The 20,542-nt window shown below is 63.8% G+C and carries 19 protein-coding genes; 8 read left to right on the top strand and 11 right to left on the bottom strand.

The window, feature by feature from the left end:
• Window positions 1-21 precede the first annotated feature (21 nt).
• Window positions 22-1,410, bottom strand: a complete 1,389-nt coding sequence (sthA, locus tag A9K66_RS27505; protein WP_067330000.1) for a Si-specific NAD(P)(+) transhydrogenase — start codon at window positions 1,408-1,410, stop codon at window positions 22-24.
• A 200-nt stretch (window positions 1,411-1,610) separates the two neighbouring features.
• On the opposite strand from sthA, the gene A9K66_RS27500 reads away from it, so the two are divergent.
• The 3 genes from A9K66_RS27500 (at window position 1,611) to A9K66_RS27490 (ending at window position 4,003) form a co-directional block, all read left to right on the top strand.
• Window positions 1,611-2,081, top strand: a complete 471-nt coding sequence (locus tag A9K66_RS27500) for an RDD family protein (RefSeq protein ID WP_067329997.1) — start codon at window positions 1,611-1,613, stop codon at window positions 2,079-2,081.
• Window positions 2,082-2,220: 139 nt separating this feature from the next.
• A complete protein-coding gene (locus A9K66_RS27495; RefSeq protein ID WP_067329994.1) occupies window positions 2,221-2,985 on the top strand; it encodes an arginyltransferase in 765 nt (254 codons plus the stop codon).
• 121 nt (window positions 2,986-3,106) lie between these two features.
• A complete protein-coding gene (locus A9K66_RS27490) occupies window positions 3,107-4,003 on the top strand; it encodes a DMT family transporter (protein WP_067329991.1) in 897 nt (298 codons plus the stop codon).
• On the opposite strand, the gene A9K66_RS27485 is transcribed toward A9K66_RS27490, so the two are convergent.
• Both A9K66_RS27485 and parC read right to left on the bottom strand, forming a co-directional pair.
• Window positions 3,991-5,190 carry an AI-2E family transporter gene (locus A9K66_RS27485; protein ID WP_067329987.1) on the bottom strand — a complete coding sequence of 400 codons (1,200 nt, stop codon included), beginning with the start codon at window positions 5,188-5,190 and terminating at the stop codon, window positions 3,991-3,993. The two genes, A9K66_RS27490 and A9K66_RS27485, sit on opposite strands and share 13 nt — an antisense overlap.
• Before the next feature lie 242 nt (window positions 5,191-5,432).
• Entirely contained in the window at window positions 5,433-7,688 is a 2,256-nt protein-coding gene (parC, locus tag A9K66_RS27480) for a DNA topoisomerase IV subunit A (RefSeq protein WP_067329983.1), read from the bottom strand.
• 391 nt (window positions 7,689-8,079) lie between these two features.
• On the opposite strand from parC, the gene A9K66_RS27475 reads away from it, so the two are divergent.
• Window positions 8,080-9,270: a hypothetical protein gene (locus tag A9K66_RS27475; protein ID WP_067329980.1), complete on the top strand. Its 1,191-nt coding sequence runs from the start codon at window positions 8,080-8,082 to the stop codon at window positions 9,268-9,270.
• A 309-nt stretch (window positions 9,271-9,579) separates the two neighbouring features.
• On the opposite strand, the gene aspS is transcribed toward A9K66_RS27475, so the two are convergent.
• From aspS to A9K66_RS31375, 3 genes are all read right to left on the bottom strand, one after another.
• Window positions 9,580-11,367, bottom strand: a complete 1,788-nt coding sequence (gene aspS, locus A9K66_RS27470) for an aspartate--tRNA ligase (protein ID WP_067329976.1) — start codon at window positions 11,365-11,367, stop codon at window positions 9,580-9,582.
• A 118-nt stretch (window positions 11,368-11,485) separates the two neighbouring features.
• Complete coding sequence (locus A9K66_RS31380; RefSeq protein ID WP_245307716.1) at window positions 11,486-11,662, bottom strand: hypothetical protein; 177 nt, start codon at window positions 11,660-11,662, stop codon at window positions 11,486-11,488.
• A complete protein-coding gene (locus A9K66_RS31375) occupies window positions 11,649-12,347 on the bottom strand; it encodes a hypothetical protein (RefSeq protein ID WP_245307713.1) in 699 nt (232 codons plus the stop codon). The genes A9K66_RS31380 and A9K66_RS31375 overlap by 14 nt, the downstream gene beginning before the upstream one ends.
• On the opposite strand from A9K66_RS31375, the gene A9K66_RS31370 reads away from it, so the two are divergent.
• The 3 genes from A9K66_RS31370 (at window position 12,232) to rnd (ending at window position 15,408) form a co-directional block, all read left to right on the top strand.
• Window positions 12,232-12,720, top strand: coding sequence for an MFS transporter (locus tag A9K66_RS31370; protein WP_245307725.1), 489 nt, complete (start codon window positions 12,232-12,234; stop codon window positions 12,718-12,720). The two genes, A9K66_RS31375 and A9K66_RS31370, sit on opposite strands and share 116 nt — an antisense overlap.
• A 129-nt stretch (window positions 12,721-12,849) precedes the next feature.
• Window positions 12,850-14,088 (top strand): MFS transporter, encoded by a 1,239-nt coding sequence (locus A9K66_RS27455; protein WP_067329973.1) that lies wholly within the window; start codon window positions 12,850-12,852, stop codon window positions 14,086-14,088.
• Window positions 14,089-14,256: 168 nt separating this feature from the next.
• The gene (gene rnd, locus A9K66_RS27450; RefSeq protein ID WP_067329970.1) at window positions 14,257-15,408 is read left to right on the top strand and encodes a ribonuclease D; all 1,152 of its coding nucleotides are present in this window, start codon (window positions 14,257-14,259) and stop codon (window positions 15,406-15,408) included.
• 105 nt (window positions 15,409-15,513) lie between these two features.
• Here rnd and A9K66_RS27445 read toward each other — a convergent pair whose 3' ends face one another.
• From A9K66_RS27445 to A9K66_RS27425, 5 genes are all read right to left on the bottom strand, one after another.
• Window positions 15,514-15,933, bottom strand: a complete 420-nt coding sequence (locus tag A9K66_RS27445) for an MAPEG family protein (RefSeq protein WP_067000646.1) — start codon at window positions 15,931-15,933, stop codon at window positions 15,514-15,516.
• Window positions 15,934-15,947: 14 nt separating this feature from the next.
• On the bottom strand, window positions 15,948-16,496 hold the full coding sequence (locus A9K66_RS27440; RefSeq protein ID WP_067330198.1) for a hypothetical protein: 549 nt from the start codon (window positions 16,494-16,496) through the stop codon (window positions 15,948-15,950).
• A gap of 43 nt (window positions 16,497-16,539) precedes the next feature.
• The gene (guaB, locus tag A9K66_RS27435) at window positions 16,540-18,042 is read right to left on the bottom strand and encodes an IMP dehydrogenase (RefSeq protein WP_067329968.1); all 1,503 of its coding nucleotides are present in this window, start codon (window positions 18,040-18,042) and stop codon (window positions 16,540-16,542) included.
• 142 nt (window positions 18,043-18,184) lie between these two features.
• Window positions 18,185-18,634, bottom strand: coding sequence for a PIN domain-containing protein (locus A9K66_RS27430; protein WP_067329965.1), 450 nt, complete (start codon window positions 18,632-18,634; stop codon window positions 18,185-18,187).
• The gene (locus A9K66_RS27425) at window positions 18,631-18,876 is read right to left on the bottom strand and encodes a type II toxin-antitoxin system prevent-host-death family antitoxin (RefSeq protein ID WP_067329962.1); all 246 of its coding nucleotides are present in this window, start codon (window positions 18,874-18,876) and stop codon (window positions 18,631-18,633) included. Before A9K66_RS27425 ends, A9K66_RS27430 begins: the two co-directional genes overlap by 4 nt.
• A gap of 213 nt (window positions 18,877-19,089) precedes the next feature.
• On the opposite strand from A9K66_RS27425, the gene A9K66_RS27420 reads away from it, so the two are divergent.
• A complete protein-coding gene (locus A9K66_RS27420; protein ID WP_067329960.1) occupies window positions 19,090-20,511 on the top strand; it encodes an MFS transporter in 1,422 nt (473 codons plus the stop codon).
• Window positions 20,512-20,542: the final 31 nt, after the last annotated feature.

Genomic DNA, 20,542 nt, shown 5'->3' with positions numbered 1-20,542 from the left:
AGATAGACGCTGCTGCCGAGGCTAGCCCTGCCCCATCCGGTTCCAGGCATCCAGCCCGGCGATCTTGTAGGCTTCGGCCAGCGTCGGATAGTTGAAGGTGTTGTTGACGAAGAAGTCGACCGTGCCGCCGAGATTGATCACCGCCTGGCCGATATGGATGAGCTCGGTCGCACCCTCGCCGACGATATGGGCGCCGAGCAGGCGGCGCGTGTCGACCGAGAACAGGAGTTTCAGGAAACCTGAGTTGACGCCCATGATGTGGCCGCGCGAGGTTTCCCGGAAGCGCGCCACGCCGACCTCATAGGCGATCCCGCTCTCGCGCACCTGCTCCTCGGACTGGCCGACGGTGGAGATTTCCGGCACGGCGTAGATGCCGTAAGGAAAGGTTTCCGGCGGCGGCGGCAGCGCCACGCCGAAGGCATGGCAGGCAGCCACCCTGCCCTGCTCCATCGAGGTCGAGGCCAGACTCGGAAAGCCGATGACGTCGCCGGTGGCATAGATATTGGGCGCGCTGGTCTGAAATGTCTGGGGATCGACCTTGATGCGGCCGCGGCTGTCGGCCTCGATGCCGACCATGTCGAGCCCGAGGCTGCCAAGATTGCCGCTGCGGCCTGCAGCGTAAAGCACGATTTCGGAGCGGATGGTGCGGCCGTCGGCAAGGGTCACTTCGGCATGATCGGGCTTGGAGGCGATTTCTTTTACCGTGCTGCCGAGGCGAATGGTCATGCCGCGGTCGCGCATCTGATGGATGAAGTCGTCGACGATTTCGCGATCGACGAAATCGAGGATGGTGTTGCGCGGCTCGACCAGTGTCACCGGCACGTCGAGCGCCGAAAAGATGGTCGCGTATTCGACGCCGATGACGCCGGCGCCGATGACGGTCAGCGTGCGCGGCAACCGGTCGAGTTCCAGCATCTCGTCGCTGTCGAAGACGCGCGTCTTGTCGAACGGCACGTCGCGCGGGCGGTGCGGCCTGGTGCCGACGGCGATCAGCGCATTGGCGAAACCGATCTCGCTATAGTCGCCATTGTCGGTGGTCAGGCTGACCTTGTTTGCGCCGATGAATCTGGCCGTGGCCCGCGCGCTTTTGACCGCGTTGCGCATGAACTGATGCTGCAGCACCTCGACTTCGTGATCGAGCGTCTTGTGCAGGCGCTCGACGAGGTCGCTGACCGAAATATCCTGCTTGACCCGGTAGCCGCGCCCGTAGAAGCCGCGCTCGCGCCAGCCGGAGAGATTGAGCACCGTTTCGCGCAGCGTCTTGGACGGAATGGTGCCGGTGTGCACGGAGACGCCGCCGAGACGCCGGCCCCTATCGACGACCAAAACCGACTTGCCGAGCTTTGCCGACTGCACCGCGGCGCGGCGCCCGGAGGGGCCGCTGCCGATGACCAACATGTCGTAGTCCATATTCCCCATCCCCTCGGCGTCTTGTTGCGCCGCAGCAGGCTAACGCGATCCGCGCCTGGAATTCAATCGCCGCAGCGCCGCTCGCCACAGCCTGCCGCGCCGGCGTCACGAGCGGTCCATCTTGATTCCGCCACCGGCTTTCACCATTTCAGAGGCGAATGGCCGAGACTTATTTCCGGCCTGTTGCGAGGGCATGACACATGAACACGCGCGTGCTGGACGGCGAGATTATCACCACAAGGCTCGAGGATACACGCGCCTACCGCGGCGTGCGCACCAGGCGCATCTTCGCCTTCATCCTCGACTATTTCTTCGTGGCGCTGCTCACCATCCCCTTCGCCATATTGGTCGCCCTACTCGGGCTTTTGACCTTCGGCCTGGGCTGGGCGCTGTTCTCCGTCCTGCTTCCGGCGGTTGCCATCCTCTACATCTGGAACACGCTGGGCAGCCGCGACCAGGCCACAACCGGCATGAAGATCATGGGCATCCGGCTTGAGAGGCTCGACGGCACGCGCATCGACGGCCTGACCGCCGTCGTGCATTCGGTGCTGTTCTGGGCCGGCAACGTCATCCTGACGCCGCTGGTGCTGCTGGTCACGCTGTTTTCCGATCGCAAGCGGACGCTGCACGACCTGCTTCTCGGCACCGTCGTCACCCGCACCGATAGCTGACGCTATGTGCGGCCGCCGTCGCCGCGCCGGTTGTGCTAGATATGAACAGCTTGGGCCGGCCGCGACAGCACAATCCTGTTGAATTTTTCGCCGGCAGGGCCAAAGGTAGGGCGATTCGCAGGAGCGTGTCCAAGAATCCATGACGCAGCATCCGACCCAGTCGCCGCAGTTCTTCCTGACCGCGCCGTCCCCGTGCCCCTATCTGGAGGGCCAGTTCGAGCGGAAGGTGTTCACGCACCTTGTCGGCGACAAGGCGCCCGAGATGAACGATCTGCTCACGCAAGGCGGCTTCCGGCGTTCCCAGAACATCGCCTACCGGCCGGCCTGCGAATCCTGCCGCGCCTGCGTGTCGGTGCGCATCCTGGCGCAGGAGTTCACCGCCAGCCGCAACATGCGCCGCGTCACTCAGCGCAATGCCGACCTCATCGGCGCCATGCACGACGCGCAGCCTTCCACCGAGCAATATTCGCTATTTCGCGCCTATCTCGACGCGCGCCATCGCCGCGGCGGGATGTCCGACATGACAGTGCTCGACTATGCGATGATGGTCGAGGACACGCATGTCGACACCAAGATCATCGAATACCGGCGCCGCGGCCCCGACACCTTCATCACCGGCAAGGGCCAGGGTGAATTGATTGCCGTAGCGCTGACCGACAAGATGGCCGACGGCTTGTCGATGGTCTATTCCTACTTCAATCCCGATTTCGAGGACCGCTCGCTCGGCACCTTCATGATCCTCGATCACATCGCCCGCGCCAAGGCGAGGGGACTGCCCCACGTCTATCTCGGCTACTGGGTCAACGGCTCGCGCAAGATGAGCTATAAGATGCGGTTCATGCCGCAGGAGCATCTCGGTCCGAAAGGCTGGGAACGCTACGACCACGAAGCGGTCAGTCGCTGACCTTTTTTCCAAAGCCCGTTCTTAAACTGTTTCAAGGGGCAGGAAGCTGGTGTTTCCGCCACTCGCTGGAAGCGTGCGCCATCGAGCCAGCCGCCGCCTGCAAATCATTGCGAGACCAATCATGTCTTCCCACCACGACCATCAGAAAGGCCTGCTGATCACCACCATCGGCGGCCTGGTGCTCACCTTCGACATTCCCCTGATCCGGCTCGCGGATGGCAGCCCGTGGACCATCATGGCGCTGCGGACCGGGACAACGCTTGTCGCCACCCTGTTGATTTGGGTCGTCTGGCGCGCGGTGCGCGGCAAAGTGCCGAAGCTCATCCCCGGCTGGTCGGGCCTGGCGGCGGCGATCTGCTACGGCCTGACTTCGATCACCTTCGTCACCGCCGTCTATCATACCTCGACCGCCGACCTCGTCTTCATCCTGGCCTTCAACACCGTCTTCGCGGCGCTGCTCTCCTGGCTGTTCCTCAGAGAACGACCGCGGCTGAGCACCGTGATCGCAATGCTGGCGATGATCGTCGGCGTGCTGATCATCGTCGGCGGTTCGGTCGGCACCGGAAAACTGTTCGGCGATTTCATGGCGCTCTGCTCGGCTTTCTTCGTCGCACTCGCCATCACCATCTCGCGCGCCAGCGGCAAGGACATGGGCTTCACCGCGCTGGTCGGCGTCGTCTTTCCGCTAGCGCTCGCCGCATTCATGGTCTCGGGTGAAGGACTGCACGTCAACGCGCCGTGGTGGATCATCTTCAACGGCGCGGTGATCATGCCGATCTCGTTCTTCTGTCTCGCCGCCGGCCCGAAATATATTTCAGGGCCGGAGGTGGCGATGTTTTACGTTCTGGAGACGGTGCTCGCGCCTGTCTGGGTCTGGCTGGTCTTTGCCGAGGCTCCGACACGAAACAGCCTGATCGGCGGCGCGATCCTGATCGTGGCGCTGGTAGCCCACTCGCTCTGGCAATTGCACGAAGGCCGCAGGCGCCGGGCGGCGCTCGCCGTCGCCTACCCGGCCTGAATTTTCCTGGTCTCAGGCGCCGTCTCGATCCGTGGCGGCCCGTTCCCTTCTTCAGCGGCAGGTGGAAGCTCATCCATCAGCTCGACCTCGCGCAGCCATTCGCGCCAGATGGCGACGAGCAGCGCCATCAGTACAGGGCCTATGAAGAGGCCGAGGAAGCCCATCGTCTTGACGCCGCCGATCAGGCCGAAAAAGGTCGGCAGGAAAGGCAGCTTGATCGGCCCGCCGACCAGCTTCGGGCGCAGCGTCTTGTCGACGATGAAAAGCTCGACCGCGCCCCAGACGAACAGCGCAAGGCCCGCAAACAACTTGCCGCTGGCGGCGAGGTAGATCGACACCAGCGTGAAGGAGAGCGGCGCGCCGCCCGGGATCAGCGCCATGATGCCGGTAAGCGCCCCGAGCGTGACCGGCGACGGCACGCCGGCCAGCCAATAGGCGACGCCCAGCACCACGCCCTCGCCGATGGCGATGACGGTCATGCCGGTGACGGTCGATGAAATGGTAGCCGGCACGACGCGCGAGATGCGCTCCCAGCGCGTCGGCAGGATGCGCTCGCCGAGGCGATCAACCTGCGCCGCGAAGCCCTCGCCGTCGCGATAGGCAAAGAACAGCGCGATCAGCATGAAAAGCAGCGTGAGCAGCAGCCCGAAGGCGCTGCCGCCGGCGGCCAGCGCGCCGCGATAGATGGTGCCGATGTTGGAGCCGCTGACCATCTGGATCAATTCGCCGATGCCGCCGGGATGGCCGAGATTGGCCGTCCACTGCTGGTTCAGCCATTCGCCGACGACCGGCATGGTGGCGATCCATTGGGGCGTGGCAGAGCCGTGGCGGTTGGTCTCGATCGCCCAGACCACCCACTCGCGAAGCTCGTTGATGGCGTAAGTGCCGGCGAGCGCTATCGGCACCACCAGGAAGGTCAGAATGAACAGGATCGCGAGGGTCGCGGCGATCGTGCGGTTGCCGCCGACCCCGGCGAGCAGCCGGCGGTAGAGCGGCCAGCTGGCGAAGGCGATGACGAGCGCCGCCAGCACCGGGAACAGGAAGCCGTGGAAGAAATAGACGCCGGCGGCGACGATCAGCACCAGGAGCCAGCGCGCCGCCGACAGCGGCGGGATGACGGCAGCCCTCAGCGGCGCCGACAGACCGAACAGGCGCTGCCCTGGTTTCTGGATCTCAGCCCGCTTCAACGCGGCGGTTCTCCCCTGCCAGCTCGATGGTTGCTTATGCACCATCATAGTGCAGCAATCGTGACGATAGTCCAAATGTTTGCGCCTAGCCTCCTCCCCGTGAGGGAGAAGGTGGATCGGCACGTAGCGCCGAGACGGATAAAGGATGTTCCAGCGGAGCGAGACCTCTGCGTTCCTTGGAACACGCTCATCCGTCGCCTTCGGCGACACCTTCTCCCACACGGGGAGAAGAGGGAGCCCCGCTACCCGAACTTGCCCGTCCTCGGGAAACCCTTCGGCACCATGCGACCGGCGGCTGCACGGGCGCCGATCCACTCGGCCAATTCCTCGCGCGACTTGGTGAAGGTGCGGTCGGCCGAATCCTGCCAGGTCAGCCCCGCTGCAATCGTGAAGGTCTTAAGGTCCAGCACGCCGCCGTCCTTGTATTTCTGCAGGCGCACACCCTTGCCGCGCGCCATTTCCGGGATTTCAGACAGCGGGAAGATCAGCATCTTGCGATTCTCGCCGACGATGGCGAGATGGTCGCCGGCAACCGGAATGCAGCGTTTGGCCTCGTCCGGCGCCTTGACGTTCATCACCTGCTTGCCCTTGCGGGTGTTGGCGATCACCTCTTCCTCGGAGACGACGAAGCCGTTGGCGTCGTATGAGACCAGAAGCAGCCTGCGCTTCGGGTCGTGCACAAAGGCGGTGACGATGTCCTGGTCGTTTTCCATGTCGACGATGATGCGGATCGGCTCGCCATGGCCGCGCCCGCCCGGCAGCCGGTCGGCGCCGATGGTGTAGAACTTGCCGCCGGTGGTGAAGACCAGGATCTTGTCGGTCGTCTGCGCGTGGAAGGCGAGCTTCAGGCTGTCGCCTTCCTTGAAGGCAAGCTGCGAATAGTCGGTCAGGTGACCCTTCATCGCGCGGAGCCAGCCCTTTTCCGAAACCACGACGGTGACAGGCTCGCGCTCGATCATGGCGTGCGCGATATCGGTGAGGTCATGCTCGGGCGCGTCGGCGAACTGGGTGCGGCGTTTGCCGAGCTTGGTCTCCGGACCGAACTTCTTACGAACCTCAGCGACTTCCCACTTGATCGTCGCCCATTGCTTGGCGTGGGAGGCAAGCAATGCCTCGATCTGCTTCTTCTCCTCGGTAAGGCCGTCGAACTCCTTGCGGATTTCGATCTCTTCCAGCTTGCGCAGGGCGCGCAGCCGCATGTTCAGGATGGCTTCGGCCTGATTGTCGGTGAGCGACCAGCGGGCCATCATCACCTGCTTGGGCTCGTCCTCCTCGCGGATGATCCTGATCACCTCGTCGATGTTCAAATAGGCGATCAGATAGCCGGCCAGGATTTCCAGCCGCTTCTCGATCTCGCCCAGCCGATATCTCGAGCGGCGGATCAGCACGTCGCGGCGGTGATCGAGCCATTCCTTCAGCACGCCCTTCAGCGACAGGACGTTCGGCACCTTGCCGCGCGACAGCACGTTCATGTTGAGCGGGAAGCGGCTTTCGAGCTCGGTCAGCTTGAACAGCGATTCCATCAGGATGCCTGGATCGACGCTGCGGCTCTTCGGCACGAGCACGATACGGATATCCTCGGCGCTTTCGTCGCGGACGTCCTCGAGCAGCGGCAGCTTGCGCGCCATCAGCAGCTCGGCGATCTTCTCGATCAGCCTGGCCTTCTGGACGCCATAGGGGATTTCCGTAACGACAATGCTCCAGGTGCCCCTGCCCTGGTCCTCCTGGCTCCATCTGGAGCGCACGCGGAAACCGCCGCGGCCGCTCTCATAGGCTTCGAGGATCGAGGCGCGGCTGTCGACGATGATGCCGCCGGTCGGGAAATCCGGCCCTTGGACGAAATCCATCAGCTTCGCCACCGGCGCGTCCGGATGCTCGATCAGATGAAGTGCCGCGTCGCAAAGCTCGGCGGCGTTGTGCGGCGGGATCGAGGTCGCCATGCCGACCGCAATGCCGGACGAGCCGTTGGCGAGCAGGTTCGGGAAGGCGCCGGGTAGAACGGAGGGTTCCTCGTCCTCCTCATTATAGGTCGGCCGGAAGTCGACGGCGTCCTCGGTGATGCCGGCAAGCAGCTCAGTCGCCACCTCCGTCATGCGCGCTTCGGTGTAGCGCATGGCGGCGGCGTTATCGCCGTCGATATTGCCGAAATTGCCCTGCCCGTCGACCAGCGGGTAGCGCATCGAGAATTCCTGCGCGAGCCGCACCAGCGCGTCGTAGATCGACTGGTCGCCATGCGGATGGAACTTACCCATCACCTCGCCGACGATGCGGGCGCATTTGGCGAAGCCCTGATCCGGGTTGAGCCGCAAGAGCCGCATGGCATGCATGATGCGGCGATGGACCGGCTTCAGTCCGTCCCGCACATCCGGCAGCGCCCGGTGCATGATGGTCGACAGCGCATAGGCAAGATAGCGCTTCTCGAGCGCTTCCTTCAGATCGACCGGTTCGATGTTGTCGCCGCCGCCATTGTCTTCAGGCGGCAAATGCCTTTTGCCCATGGATTTGGACTAGCCGAGCGGGTGATTCGCGGCAAGCGCCGGGTTGGCAGTCGGCGGATTCGTCGCAAATGGCGACGTGAAGGATTTCACGGAAGCGGCAAGTTGAACATTCCAGTTTGCCCATTCTGCAACCGGCCCCGGCAGCAAGCGGGCTAACCGGCCAACATCAATCTGTTACATGCGCCCTCTATCTGGGCAGGCAACGCGCCGGCGCAGGAGAGCCGCGGTCTTCATGACAAATTCACCGCATCATGCAAAGCGTGCCGGCCGGGTTTGCTTTTCATCGCCGTTTTCGACAAATGTGCCGGGAAACGCCTTGTTCCCGACCCGTTCGTCGCGGAATGGTGATGGAGTAGAATTCAAAAACACTTTTCAGGACAGGGAACTCGCCATGAAAATTCAACGCTCAATGCTCAAGAAACTGGCTTTTTCAACCATTCTGCTGGCCCTGCCGCTCAACACCGCCTTCGCCGCCGATCCGGCGGTGGCCGACCGCGTCAAGGCGGCCCTTGCCGCCCAGGGCGTCGACATTTCCTGGACCGGCGTCTCCGGCGACAATTCGAACGCGGTGCTGCAGGGCGTGTCCATCAAGCCGGCAGCCGAGAAGGAAGCCCTGCCGATCGGCGACGTGAAGCTGGAGGGCATCACCGAGGCCAATGGCGGCTTCGAGATCGCGACCGTCTCGAGCTCGGCATTCGAGCGCAGCCAGGACGGCGTGACGCTCAACCTCAGCCCCGTTGTCATTCACGGCATGAAGGTGCCGGCCGAAGGCAGCACCGACCCGCTCGGCTCGCTGATGATGTACAAGTCGGCCGAGCTCTCCAACATGACCGTCAAGGTCGGCGACAAGACGGCCTTCTCGATGGACGGGCTGGCCGTCCAGATCACCCCGCCGGCCGACGGCAAGGCGATGGACTTCACCGCCAACACGGAAAAGTTCAACGCCGACCTGACACTGGTCGAGGACCCGAAGTCGAAGGAGGCGATTCAAGCGCTCGGCTACCAGAATATCTCCGGTACGGTCTCGATGGCCGGCACCTGGCAGCCCAGCGACGGCAAGATGGAGCTCTCGAAATACGACATCTCGGTCGAGAATGCCGGCACGCTCGGCATGACCTTCAATCTCGGCGGCTACACCCTCGACTTCATCAAGTCGATGCAGGAGATGCAAAAGAAGTTCGCTGCACAGCCCGAGGGTGCCGACAATTCCGCGCAGGGCATGGCCATGCTCGGCCTCTTGCAGCAGCTTTCCTTCAACGGCGCCTCGGTGCGCTTCGACGACGATTCGCTGACCGGCAAGGTGCTCGACTATGTCGGCAAGCAGCAGGGCATGTCCGGCAAGGACGTCGCCAATCAAGCCAAGGCGATCGTGCCGTTCGGCATGGCGCAGCTCAACAATCCCGAACTGACGGCCGAGGTGTCGGCCGCGGTCAACAAGTTCCTCGACGACCCCAAGAGCCTCGAGATCTCGGCCGAGCCGCCGGCGTCGGTGCCGTTCGCGCTGATCATGGCCGGCGCCATGTCCAACCCGCTCGACCTGCCGAAGACGCTGGGCGTGAAGGTCAAGGCGAACGAGGACTGATCGGGGCGCCGCGCACCTGCCAGCATTATCCAACGGCGGTTCGGATGATCCGGATCGCCGTTTTCCTACGATCAGGGCCTGACCTCCTCGACGAAGGCGTTTGTCGCTCTTTACAGGAGTATGTCGGACCACCCCGCCCTGCCGTGACCCTCCTCGGGGTCTCGGGCCTGGCATTCCCGCAGCAATTGGTTGAAATCCGGGCGGTTGCCCACACGCTCTGACCCAATCCTTGAGAAAATGGCTCTGGAGCGAAGGCCAGCCGCCAATCACTCCCGGAGCTACCATCGATTCAGGATGAGTCCCCGCGTCTCAGTCCTTCTTCGCGACGGCGACGCGCAGCGACAGCTCCCGAAGCTGCTGCGGGGTGGCCTCCGAAGGCGCGTTCATCAGCAGGTCATAGGCCTGCTGGTTCATCGGGAACATGGTGACCTCGCGCAGGTTCTTGGCGCCGACCAAAAGCATGACGATGCGGTCGATGCCGGCCGCCATGCCGCCATGCGGCGGCGCGCCATACTGGAAGGCGCGGTAGAGGCCGCCGAAGCGCTCCTCGACCGTCTGGCGATCGAGGCCGACCATCTCGAAGGCCTTGACCATGGTCTCCGGCAGGTGGTTGCGGATGCCGCCGGATGCGATCTCGAAACCGTTGCAGACCATGTCGTATTGGAACGCCTTGATGCCCAGCGGCTCCTGGCCGCCGAGCGCGTCGATGCCGCCCTGCGGCATGGAGAACGGATTGTGGGCGAAGTCGATCTTCTTCTCATCCTCGTTCCATTCGAAGAACGGAAAGTCGACGATCCAGCAGAGTTCGAAGCGATCGCGGTCGACGAGGTTCAATTCCTCGCCGGCGCGGGTGCGCGCGGCGCCCGCGAAGGAAACGAACTTCTTCGGGTCACCGGCGACGAAGAAGGCGGCATCGCCATCGGCAAGGCCAAGCTGCTGGCGCACCGCCTCGGTGCGTTCCTCACCGATGTTCTTGGCGATCGGTCCGGCGCCTTCGAGCTTGTCGCCCTCCTTGCGCCAGAAGATGTATCCGAGGCCTGGCTGGCCCTCGCCCTGCGCCCAGGAGTTCATGCGATCGCAGAAGGCGCGGCTGCCGCCGGTCTTGGCGGGGATAGCCCAGACTTCGGCCTTCGGATCGTTGGCCAGGATGTTGGCGAAGACCTTGAAGCCGGAATCGCGGAAATGATCCGAGACCGCCTGCATCTCGATCGGGTTGCGCAGGTCCGGCTTGTCGGTGCCGTAGGTCCGCATCGCCTCGTCGAAGGGAATGCGACGGAATTGCTGAGTCACCGGCTTGCCGGCGGCAAAGGTCTCGAAGACGCCGCGAAGCACCGGCTCCATGGTGGAGAGCACGTCATCCTGCTCGACGAAGCTCATCTCGAGATCGAGCTGGTAGAACTCGCCGGGCAGGCGGTCGGCGCGCGGATCCTCGTCACGGAAGCAGGGCGCGATCTGGAAGTAGCGGTCGAAGCCGGAGACCATGATCAGCTGCTTGTACTGCTGCGGCGCCTGCGGCAGGGCATAGAAGGTGCCGGGATGGATGCGCGACGGCACCAGGAAGTCGCGCGCGCCTTCGGGCGACGACGCGGTCAGGATCGGCGTCGAGAATTCGGTGAAACCGACCTCGCCCATGCGCTTGCGCATCTCGGCGATGATCTTGGTGCGCGCAACGATGTTCCTGTGCAGCGTCTCGCGGCGCAGGTCGAGGAAGCGGTATTTCAGGCGGATGTCCTCGGGGTATTCAGGCTCGCCGAACACCGGCAGCGGCAGCTCCTTGGCCGCCGACAGCACTTCGATCTCGCGCGCGAAAATCTCGATCTCGCCAGTCGGCAAATTGGCGTTGACGGTCTCCGGCAGGCGCGCTTTGACCTCGCCGTCGATGCGGATCACCCATTCGCCGCGCACCGTCTCGGCGACCTTGAAGGCCGGCGAGTCCGGATCGGCGACGATCTGGGTCAGGCCGTAATGGTCGCGCAGGTCGATGAACAGCAGCCCGCCATGGTCGCGCACGCGATGCACCCAGCCGGACAGGCGGACCGAATTGCCGACGTCGGTCTTTCTCAATTGGGCACAGGTGTGGCTGCGGTAACGATGCATTGTCATTGGTGGAGTCCGGAATTGCGGGCGAAAGCCCGGCTCGAAAATTGGCGCGAAAAGCGCATGAGAGGCCGGCTTTGTCAAGGCAAGCGGTCACACGCAGGCGCGGTGCCCCAGGTCAGGCAAAGTGGATTTCGGCACCCAGGCGCTCGAAATCGGCAAGGATGGGTGAAGGCGCCGTCTTGTCCACCACCAGATGGCTTATCGCGTCGGGCGCGGCGACGCGATAAGGCGCTGCGGTGGCGAGCTTGTCGTTGGTGACGGCGATCACGATGCCGGCGCTATTCCTGGCCATAGCGCGCTTGACCTCCGCTTCCGCCGAATCGAAGGCGGTGACGCCACGCGAGGGCATCGAGGCCGCAGGAGCCAAGGAAGAACAGATCGGCGCCAAGCTGCGCCACAGCGGCCAGCGTATCGCCGCCGACACAGGTGCCGAGGTCGCGGACATACCTGCCGCCCAGCACAAACAGCTCGACCAGGGGCAGATCGGCGAGTGCCGATGCGACGCCCGGCGAATTGGTAGCGACCGTCAGCTCTGGAGCGCGGGCTTCTTCGGCGCCGGGCTGTTCGGCGGCGCCATGGCGCATCTCGGCCTGTCGCCGCAGCTGCATCTGGCGCTGGTGGTGCCGATGGTGACCATTGCAACGGCCCTGTTTCTCGGCGGCTTCGAGCCGGCGCCCGCCCGCTTCGCCAGCTCCGGCGACAAGGCGCCGATGTTCGCGCGGCCGACATTGCCGATCCTGGTCCTGGTCGCCGTGACGCTTTCGGCGATGCTCCTCGAAGGCGCCAGCATCGACTGGTCGGCGATCTACATGCGCACCGTCTTCGACTCCGGCCCCTTCGTCGCCGGGCTTGACCGTGGCGCTGTTTGCCTTCTCGCAGGCAACCACACGCCTTTTCGCCGACTCCTTCGTCGACCGCCACTCGCCAAGCGGGGTCGCGCGCGTGCTCTTGGCAGCGATGGCGGCCGGCGTGCTCATCGTCTTCTTCTCGCCGCTGCCGGCCGTTTCGATGTTTGGCTTTGCCCTGTTGGGCATCGGCAGCAGCGCCCTCTTCCCGCTGGCGATCTCCGCCGCCGCGCAACGGACGGATCGCCCGGCGGCGATCAACGTCGCGGCGCTCTCGCAGATTTCCTTCATCGCTTTCCTGCTCGGCCCGCCGCTGCTCGGCTTCGTATCGGACCATTGGGGCATCCGCTCCGCCTATGGCATCGGCATCCCCTTCATCGCGCTCAGCCTGCTGACGGTAGGTTCACTTGGCCGGAGGCCGGCCGTGGAGAACATCCATGCGTTTCCGGGCAAGACACCTGCTACGGTCGAGCTGGAGATAGAAATATGGGCCGGCAAGGCTTAGGACACCCCTACCCCAATTGGCAGCCCATCTCCTCGGCCGGGTGCAAGGATGTGAAGTTGCATTTGCCGCTGGCGTTGACAGGATCTATGGTCCAAGAAGAGGTCACAGATCCGTGATTGCCTCTCTTTAATGTCGTCCATCCGTCCGCTTATTCCGCTCCTGATTGCCGCAGGCATCCTGCTTGGCGGCAATGGGCTGCAGGGAACGCTGATTGCCTTGCGCGGGGCGCAGGAAGGCTTTTCCGCTTCCGATATCGGCCTGATGGGCACGTTCTATTTCGCCGGTTTCCTGCTCGGCTGCCTGGCCGTCACGCGTATCCTGAAGGCGGTCGGCCACGTCCGGACTTTTGCCGCGCTGGCCGCGATCGCCTCGGTCGGCACGCTGCTTCTGGTGCTCGTCATCGACCCCGTCATGTGGTGCGCGGTGCGCTTTGCCGGCGGCTTCTGCTTTGCCGGCCTGTTCACCGTCATGGAAGCCTGGCTGAATTCCGGCGTCGGCAACAAGGACCGCGCGCGGGTGCTCGCCATATATCGCATGGTCGACATCGGCTCGGTTACCGGCGCGCAATTCCTGATTCCGATCTTCGGCGCCGGCGGTTTCGCCATCTTCGCCGTCATGTCGATGATGATCACCTTTTCGCTGGTGCCGGTCTCGCTCGGGGACCGCTCGAACCCGGCGCCTCCGGAAGACGTCAAGCTCGACCTGCCGCGCGTCTGGCGGATCTCGCCGCTCGGCTCGATCGGCTGCATCGCCGTCGGCCTCACAAACAGCGCCTTTCGCACGCTGTCGCCGGTCTATGCCGAGGAGATCGGCATGTCGGTTGCCGATGTCGTGACCTTCGTCAGCGTCGGCATTTTTGGAGGCGCCCTCATCCAATATCCGCTTGGCTATCTCTCCGACCGCCGAGACCGGCGCTCGGTGCTGTTGGCGACGACGTGCTGCGCCATGCTTGCCGCGCTGGCGCTGGCCTTCGTGGCGCGAGCCGACCCGTTCCTCAACTTCATCATCGTTTTCATCTTCGGCAGCTTCGCCATGCCGCTCTATTCACTATCGGCAGCGCATGCCAACGACCGCGCCGGCAAAGGCGAATTCGTGCTGATCAACGCGGCGTTGATGCTGTTCTACTCCTTCGGCGCGATCGGCGGTCCGATTGCGGCCTCGGCGGTGATGCAACATTTCGGGCCGAGCGCGCTGTTCGTTTTCAACGCCGTCGTCTATGCCGTTCTCATCATCGTGATCCTCTACCGCATGCAGGTGCGGTCGGGTGTGCCGGCCGGCAGCCGCAGCCGCTTCACCGCGCTTTTGCGCACGTCGACGCTATTCGCGCGGCTGGCGCGGCGGGGTGGCGATTCAGACAAGCAGGATTAGGCGTTTCAGCGTTTCGCGGACACGCCGAACCGCTCTATCTCTTTGATTTTACGCAATTACGGACGGAAAACTGTTCGTCACTTTTCCTGGAATTGCTCTAACTGCGGCTTGACGAAAGCGCTTGCGGCTGAAATTGAAGAGGCCTGATATGATGCCAAAAGCGAATTGATGCACGTCATCACCACCCAGAAAGAACTCGAGAGCGTCATCGCGGCGTTCGAAAAGTCCGAATTCGTAACCGTCGACACCGAATTCATCCGCGAAACGACCTTCTGGCCGATCCTCTGCCTCATCCAGATGGCCGCGCCAGGCGTGACGGCGCTGATCGATCCGCTTTCGCCCGACATCGACCTCAAACCCTTCTTCCGGCTGATGGCCAACGAAGCGGTGGTCAAGGTTTTTCACGCCGCACGCCAGGACATCGAAATCATCGTTCATCTGGGCGACCTGGTGCCGCATCCTGTGTTCGACACGCAGGTGGCGGCCATGGTCTGCGGCTTCGGCGACAGCGTCTCCTACGATCAGCTGGTGCAGCGCATCACCGGCGCGCGGCTCGACAAATCCTCGCGCTTCACCGACTGGCGGCACCGGCCGCTCTCCGACAAGCAACTCGAATACGCGCTCGCCGACGTCACCCACCTGATCAAGGTATATGAGCACCTCAGCGCCGAGCTGAAGCGCGAGGACCGCGCCCACTGGCTCAACGAGGAGATGGACGTCCTCACCTCGCGCCAGACCTACGATCCGCATCCGGAGGATGCCTGGAAGCGGCTGAAGATGCGGCTGCGCAAGCCGCAGGAGCTGGCGATCGTGCAGGCGGTGGCGGCATGGCGCGAACGCGAGGCGCGCGAGCGCGACGTGCCGCGCGGCCGCGTGCTCAAGGACGATGCGATCTACGAAATCGCGCAACAGGCGCCGCGCGACGCGACTGCGTTGGGGCGGCTGCGGACGACGCCGAAGGGCTGGGAGCGTTCGGCGACGGCAACCGCGCTGCTCAGCGCCGTCAACACCGCCCTTTCCCTTCCGAAGGAAGCGATGCCCAAACTGCCGAAGACATTCCAGCCGCCGGAGGGCTCGAGCGCGGCGGCGGAACTGCTCAAGGTGCTGCTCAGGATCGTCGCCGAGAAGGAAGGCGTCGCCTCCAAGGTGCTCGCCTCGAGCGACGACATCGACCGCATCGCCGCCGAGGGTGATGCCGCCGACGTGCCGGCGTTGCAAGGCTGGCGGCGTGCCGTGTTTGGCGAACAGGCGCTTAGACTGGTGCGCGGCGAGATCGGCATCAAGTTCGACAAGCGCAGGATAGCGGTGTTCGACCTCTAAAGCGCGTCGCGCTGAAACGGTTTCCGGCAACGTGCTTCAAATACTTGAGTTGATGGCGTGTCGTTGTCCCAGAACCGCGCACACTTCTGAGCGACAAGCATCAGTCTACACCGCCCCAAGCAGGTGCAGCGCGAACCAGATCCAGGCGACGAGAAGGATGCCCGCGCCGAGGAAGAAGGCGCGGCTGCGGTGCAGCAGATAGTTTCTGGTGAGATGCACCCAGGCATGCACATAGCGCGTCACGACGAAGAGCCACATCAGCGTCAGCGTCAGGTAATTCACGCCATTGGTAACGAACAGCGCCAAGCATAGCACGTGAAAGAGGACCGGCAGCTCGAACTGGTTGATGAGGTTGTTGGCGACGGTAACGCTTGAGGCCGGCTCGGTCGAGCGGACCTTGTACTGGCTGATCTTGGCCTCGCCGGACTTCACGGCAAGATAACGCCGCTTCAGCATCACCAGATAGACGATGTAGACCAGCAGCACCTGCGCCAGCATCGGCCAGAAGATGGCGGTCTGGTTCATCTTGCCCCTACCGTTTAACGCCGCCGCTGCCCGGCAAGCGCCAGGACCGCAACGACCGCGAAGGGGATCGCCAGAAGCGTGAACTTTGTCACGGTCAGCGACGAGGCGAAGGCCAGCGAATCGGGATTGGCCGACTGGAAATCCGACAAAAGCCGCGCCACGGCGAAGTTCTGCGCGTAGTCGGCGACCGTATAGGGCAGCACCAGGACCAGTGCCGACAGCGCCTGCACTTGCGCAGGCATGGAGCGGAAAGTGCTGAGCCGCCTGCCGAAGGCCAGGATCAGGCTGAGCAAGGTGAGCGACAGCAGCGCCGGGAAGAGCAGATCAAACGTCAGATAATGCCAAACGATGATGATCTCGCTGCCGCGCCGGCCGAGCGCCGTCAGCCATGCCATGCCCTCATCCGGCGTGAAGCCGGTAACACGCATGTCGAGCGAAGGAAGCCCGCCGCTCAGGTGGCGGAAATAAAAGAACTCGAGCGCCGTCATGGCGATGAATATCGCCGCGGACCCAATCGAGAGCGCCGCCGCGTGACGCGACGAGCGCAACACCGTGACGATCAGGTTGCGCCATAGTCCCAAGCGATCCGGCCGCTCGTCCGCCTGATCAAAGTCCGCCCGGATAGTTCGGGCTTTCACGGGTGATCGTGACGTCATGGGCGTGGCTTTCACGAAGTCCGGCGTTTGATATGCGCACAAAGGTGGCGCGTTCGCGGAACTCGGCAAGATCGCGCCCACCGACATAACCCATAGCGGCTTTCAGGCCGCCCGCAAGCTGGTGCAGCACGCCAGCCACAGGTCCTTTGTAGGGAACCTGTCCTTCGATGCCCTCCGGAACCAGTTTCAAGGTGTCGCGCACCTCGGCCTGGAAGTAGCGATCGGCCGAGCCACGCGCCATGGCGCCGACCGAACCCATGCCGCGATAAGCCTTGAAGGAGCGGCCCTGGTGCAGATAGACCTCGCCCGGGCTCTCGTCGGTGCCGGCAAGCAGCGAGCCGATCATGGCGGCACTTGCGCCGGCGGCGAGCGCCTTGGCGAGATCGCCCGAATATTTGATGCCGCCATCGGCGATGACGCTCACGCCCGACTTCTCAGCCGTCTCCACCGCCGACATGATCGCCGACAGCTGCGGCACGCCGACGCCGGCGACGATGCGGGTGGTGCAGATCGAGCCGGGGCCGATACCGACTTTGACGGCGTCGGCGCCGGCATCGATCAGCGCCTGCGTGCCCTCGGCGGTGGCCACGTTGCCGGCCAGGATGCGCACCGAATTGGAGAGCTTCTTCGCCCGCGTCACCGCGTCCAGCACGCGCTGCGAATGGCCGTGCGCGGTGTCGATGACCAGAAGGTCGACGCCGGCATCGATCAGGCGCTCGGCGCGCTCGAAGCCGTCGTCGCCGACGCTGGTGGCGGCCGCGGCGCGCAGCCGCCCCTGAGCGTCCTTGGTGGCGTGCGGGTTGAGCTGCGACTTCTCGATATCCTTGACGGTGATCAGGCCGACGCAATTGCCCTTGCGGTCGACCACCACCAGCTTCTCGATGCGATGCTTGTGCAACAGGCGCTTGGCCTCGTCCTGGTCGACATTCTCTTTCACCGTGATCAGGTTCTCACGGGTCATCAATTCGTAGACCTTCTGCGACGGATCGGAGGCGAAGCGCACGTCGCGGTTGGTGAGGATCCCGACCAGCCGGCCGACCGTATGACCGCCGGTGCCGCCGTTCTCGACCACCGGAATGCCGGAAATGCCATGAGCGCGCATCAGTGCCAGGGCGTCGGCGAGCGTGGCGTCGGGGCCGATGGTAACGGGATTGACCACCATGCCGGATTCGAACTTCTTCACCTGCCTGACCTGCTCGGCCTGCTCGGCCGGCGAGAAATTGCGGTGGATGACGCCGATGCCGCCGGCTTGCGCCATGGCGATCGCCAGCCTCGCTTCGGTGACCGTGTCCATGGCGGCCGAGAGGATCGGCACGTTGAGATCGATGTCGCTGGCAATGCGGGTGCGGATGTCGGTCTGGCCGGGCATGACCTCGGAATGGCCGGGCTGCAACAGCACGTCGTCGAAGGTCAGCGCCAGCGCGCCGGTGGACGTCTCGATGATTTTTGCCATGGCCAGTCCTTTTTGAATGCGGAAAAGGCGCTGGGCCGAAATGGCCAGCGCCGACTCTCATCTTCCCTTTCAGGATTGGCGCTGGCTGGTAACACGTCCCGCAGGAGATGAAAAGCCGATCGTTGCGAGACGCTTCAGGTTCCTATTCCGCACCTAGGAGAGCATCCAGCAGAGCGTGCCGCGGCGATGCAAAAGGATTGACGACGGTTACACCGCCCCAGGTAAAGCCATCCTGCAGATCTTCCGACAGGAGTAGCCGGCAACCCGTTTGCGAAGCAGTCGAAAGAATGACAGCATCCCAGATGCCGAAACGCTGGTCTGCCGCAAGATCGACAGCCTTCATCATCACTTCCGGCGTCGTTCCGGCAACCGCGAAGGCGTCGCTCCAGCTAAGCAGCTTATCCCGAGCTTCCTGGGAATGTCTTCCAGCCTTGCGGACGAGAACATTGAACAGTTCGCCCAGCACCTGGACCGGAATGACTGCGGCCTCTCGTGGAACGTTGCGTAGCAGTTCGATAACGACGTCGCGCTTCTCCACGTTGTTAACGCCCTCAGCATAGGCCAGGACGTTGGTGTCGATGGCGACCTTCACCGATCGTCCTCATAAAGTTCATCGCGGGTCCAGTGTCCGGCATTGAGTATCGGCTGCCGTTCGAGGCGCGACAGCAATGCTGCGTGCGAGCGGGAGGCCACGTCCTCGTGCTTCTGCGCAGGCACGATCCGCGCCACCGGCCGCCCATGGGTGGTCACGACGTAGCTGTGGCCCTCGCGTACATCACGCAGGATGTGGGAGAACCTGCGATTGGCATCGGCTGCCGAAACGGTTTCGTCCATGGCTGCACCTAACCTGTAGTTATTCTCACTACAATAACGACAGAGGCTCTGTTTATCAAGCGGCGCGCACGATGATTCCCAGCGAGGGTTGCGGTCGCACAAAAGTGACCGCAAATTAATGCGACATCCGGGCCAATTGGTGGTACCGCCCCGGCGTGCCGGCTCGCCCCCAAAGCCAGGCCCGGAATCGCGAAGTCAAATCAGGGCGTTCCCTTGAACCGCATCATCCCGCTCATCCTGGCGGTCGCTCTTTTCATGGAGAACATGGATTCGACCGTGATCGCGACCTCGCTGCCGGCAATCGCCATTGACATCCACACCAGCCCAATCGCGCTGAAGCTGGCGCTGACGGCCTATCTCGTGTCGCTGGCAATCTTCATTCCGATCAGCGGCTGGATGGCGGACCGGTTCGGGGCCAAGAAGGTGTTTCGCGCCGCGATCGCCGTCTTCATTGCCGGCTCGGTCGCCTGCGCCTTCTCCAATTCGCTGCCGGCCTTCGTGGTGTCGCGTTTCCTGCAAGGCATGGGCGGCGCCATGATGACGCCGGTCGGGCGCCTGGTGCTGGTGCGCGCGACGCCGAAGAGCGAGCTGGTCGCGGCGATGTCATGGCTGACGGTGCCGGCGCTGGTCGGGCCGTTGGTCGGCCCGCCGATCGGCGGCTTCATCACCACCTATTTCACTTGGCACTGGATCTTTTTGATCAACGTGCCGATCGGGCTTTTGGGCATCTGGCTTGCCACCCGCTATTTGCCGGAAACCGACCCCGCCAAAACGCCGCCGCTCGACTTCCCGGGCTTCGTGCTCAGCGGCCTCGCGGCGTCCGGCATCGTCTTCGGCCTCTCGGTGGTCAGCCTCCCCGCTTTGCCGCCGATCGCCGGCTTCATTACCGTTGCCGTCGGCCTGGTTTCGGGCGTGCTTTATCTGCTGCATGCTCGGCGCGCCAGGAACCCGCTGTTGGCGCTGGAGCTCTTCAGAAACCAGGTGTTCCGCTCCTCCGTGCTCGGCGGCTCGCTGTTCCGCATCGGCATCGGCGCGGTGCCTTTCCTGCTGCCGCTGATGTTCCAGATCGGCTTCGGGCTGACGCCGTTCCAGTCCGGTATGATCACCTTCGTCTCCGCGGTCGGCGCCATCGGCATGAAGTTCGTCACCGGGCTGCTCTTCAGGCTCGCCGGGTTCCGGCGGGTGCTGGTCTGGGGATCGCTGATCGCCGCCGGCTCGATTGCCATCTACGGCCTTTTCACCCCCGCAACCCCCTATGCGCTGATGCTCGCGATCCTTTTGGTCGGCGGCTTCATCCGCTCGATGTTCTTCACCGGCGTCAACGCGCTGTCCTACGCCGAAGTATCGACCGCCGACACCAGCAAGGCGACGCCGATCGTTGCCGTGTTCCAGCAGTTGTCGATCGCGCTCGGCGTGGCGCTGGCCGGCGGCATCCTCGAAGTGTCGACTTCGATCCATGGCGGCCCGCTGACGCTTGGCGATTTCCACATCGCCTTCTTCATCGTCGCGGCGGTTTCGGCGGCGGCATCGCTGACCTTCATGCGGCTGGCGCCGGACGCCGGCAATGCGGTGTCGGGACATGGCAAATTGACGACGCCGAAGACGCTGGAGGCGGTGGGGACCGCGGGGAAATGAGCGCCACCTTTCCCTTCTCTCCTGACAAGGG

This window comes from Mesorhizobium sp. AA23 (assembly GCF_001672435.1).
In the GTDB taxonomy this organism is placed as follows: Bacteria; Pseudomonadota; Alphaproteobacteria; order Rhizobiales; family Rhizobiaceae; genus Mesorhizobium.
Note: the sequence above shows the minus strand (reverse complement) of the source record. Positions and strands in the feature narration are given on the sequence as shown.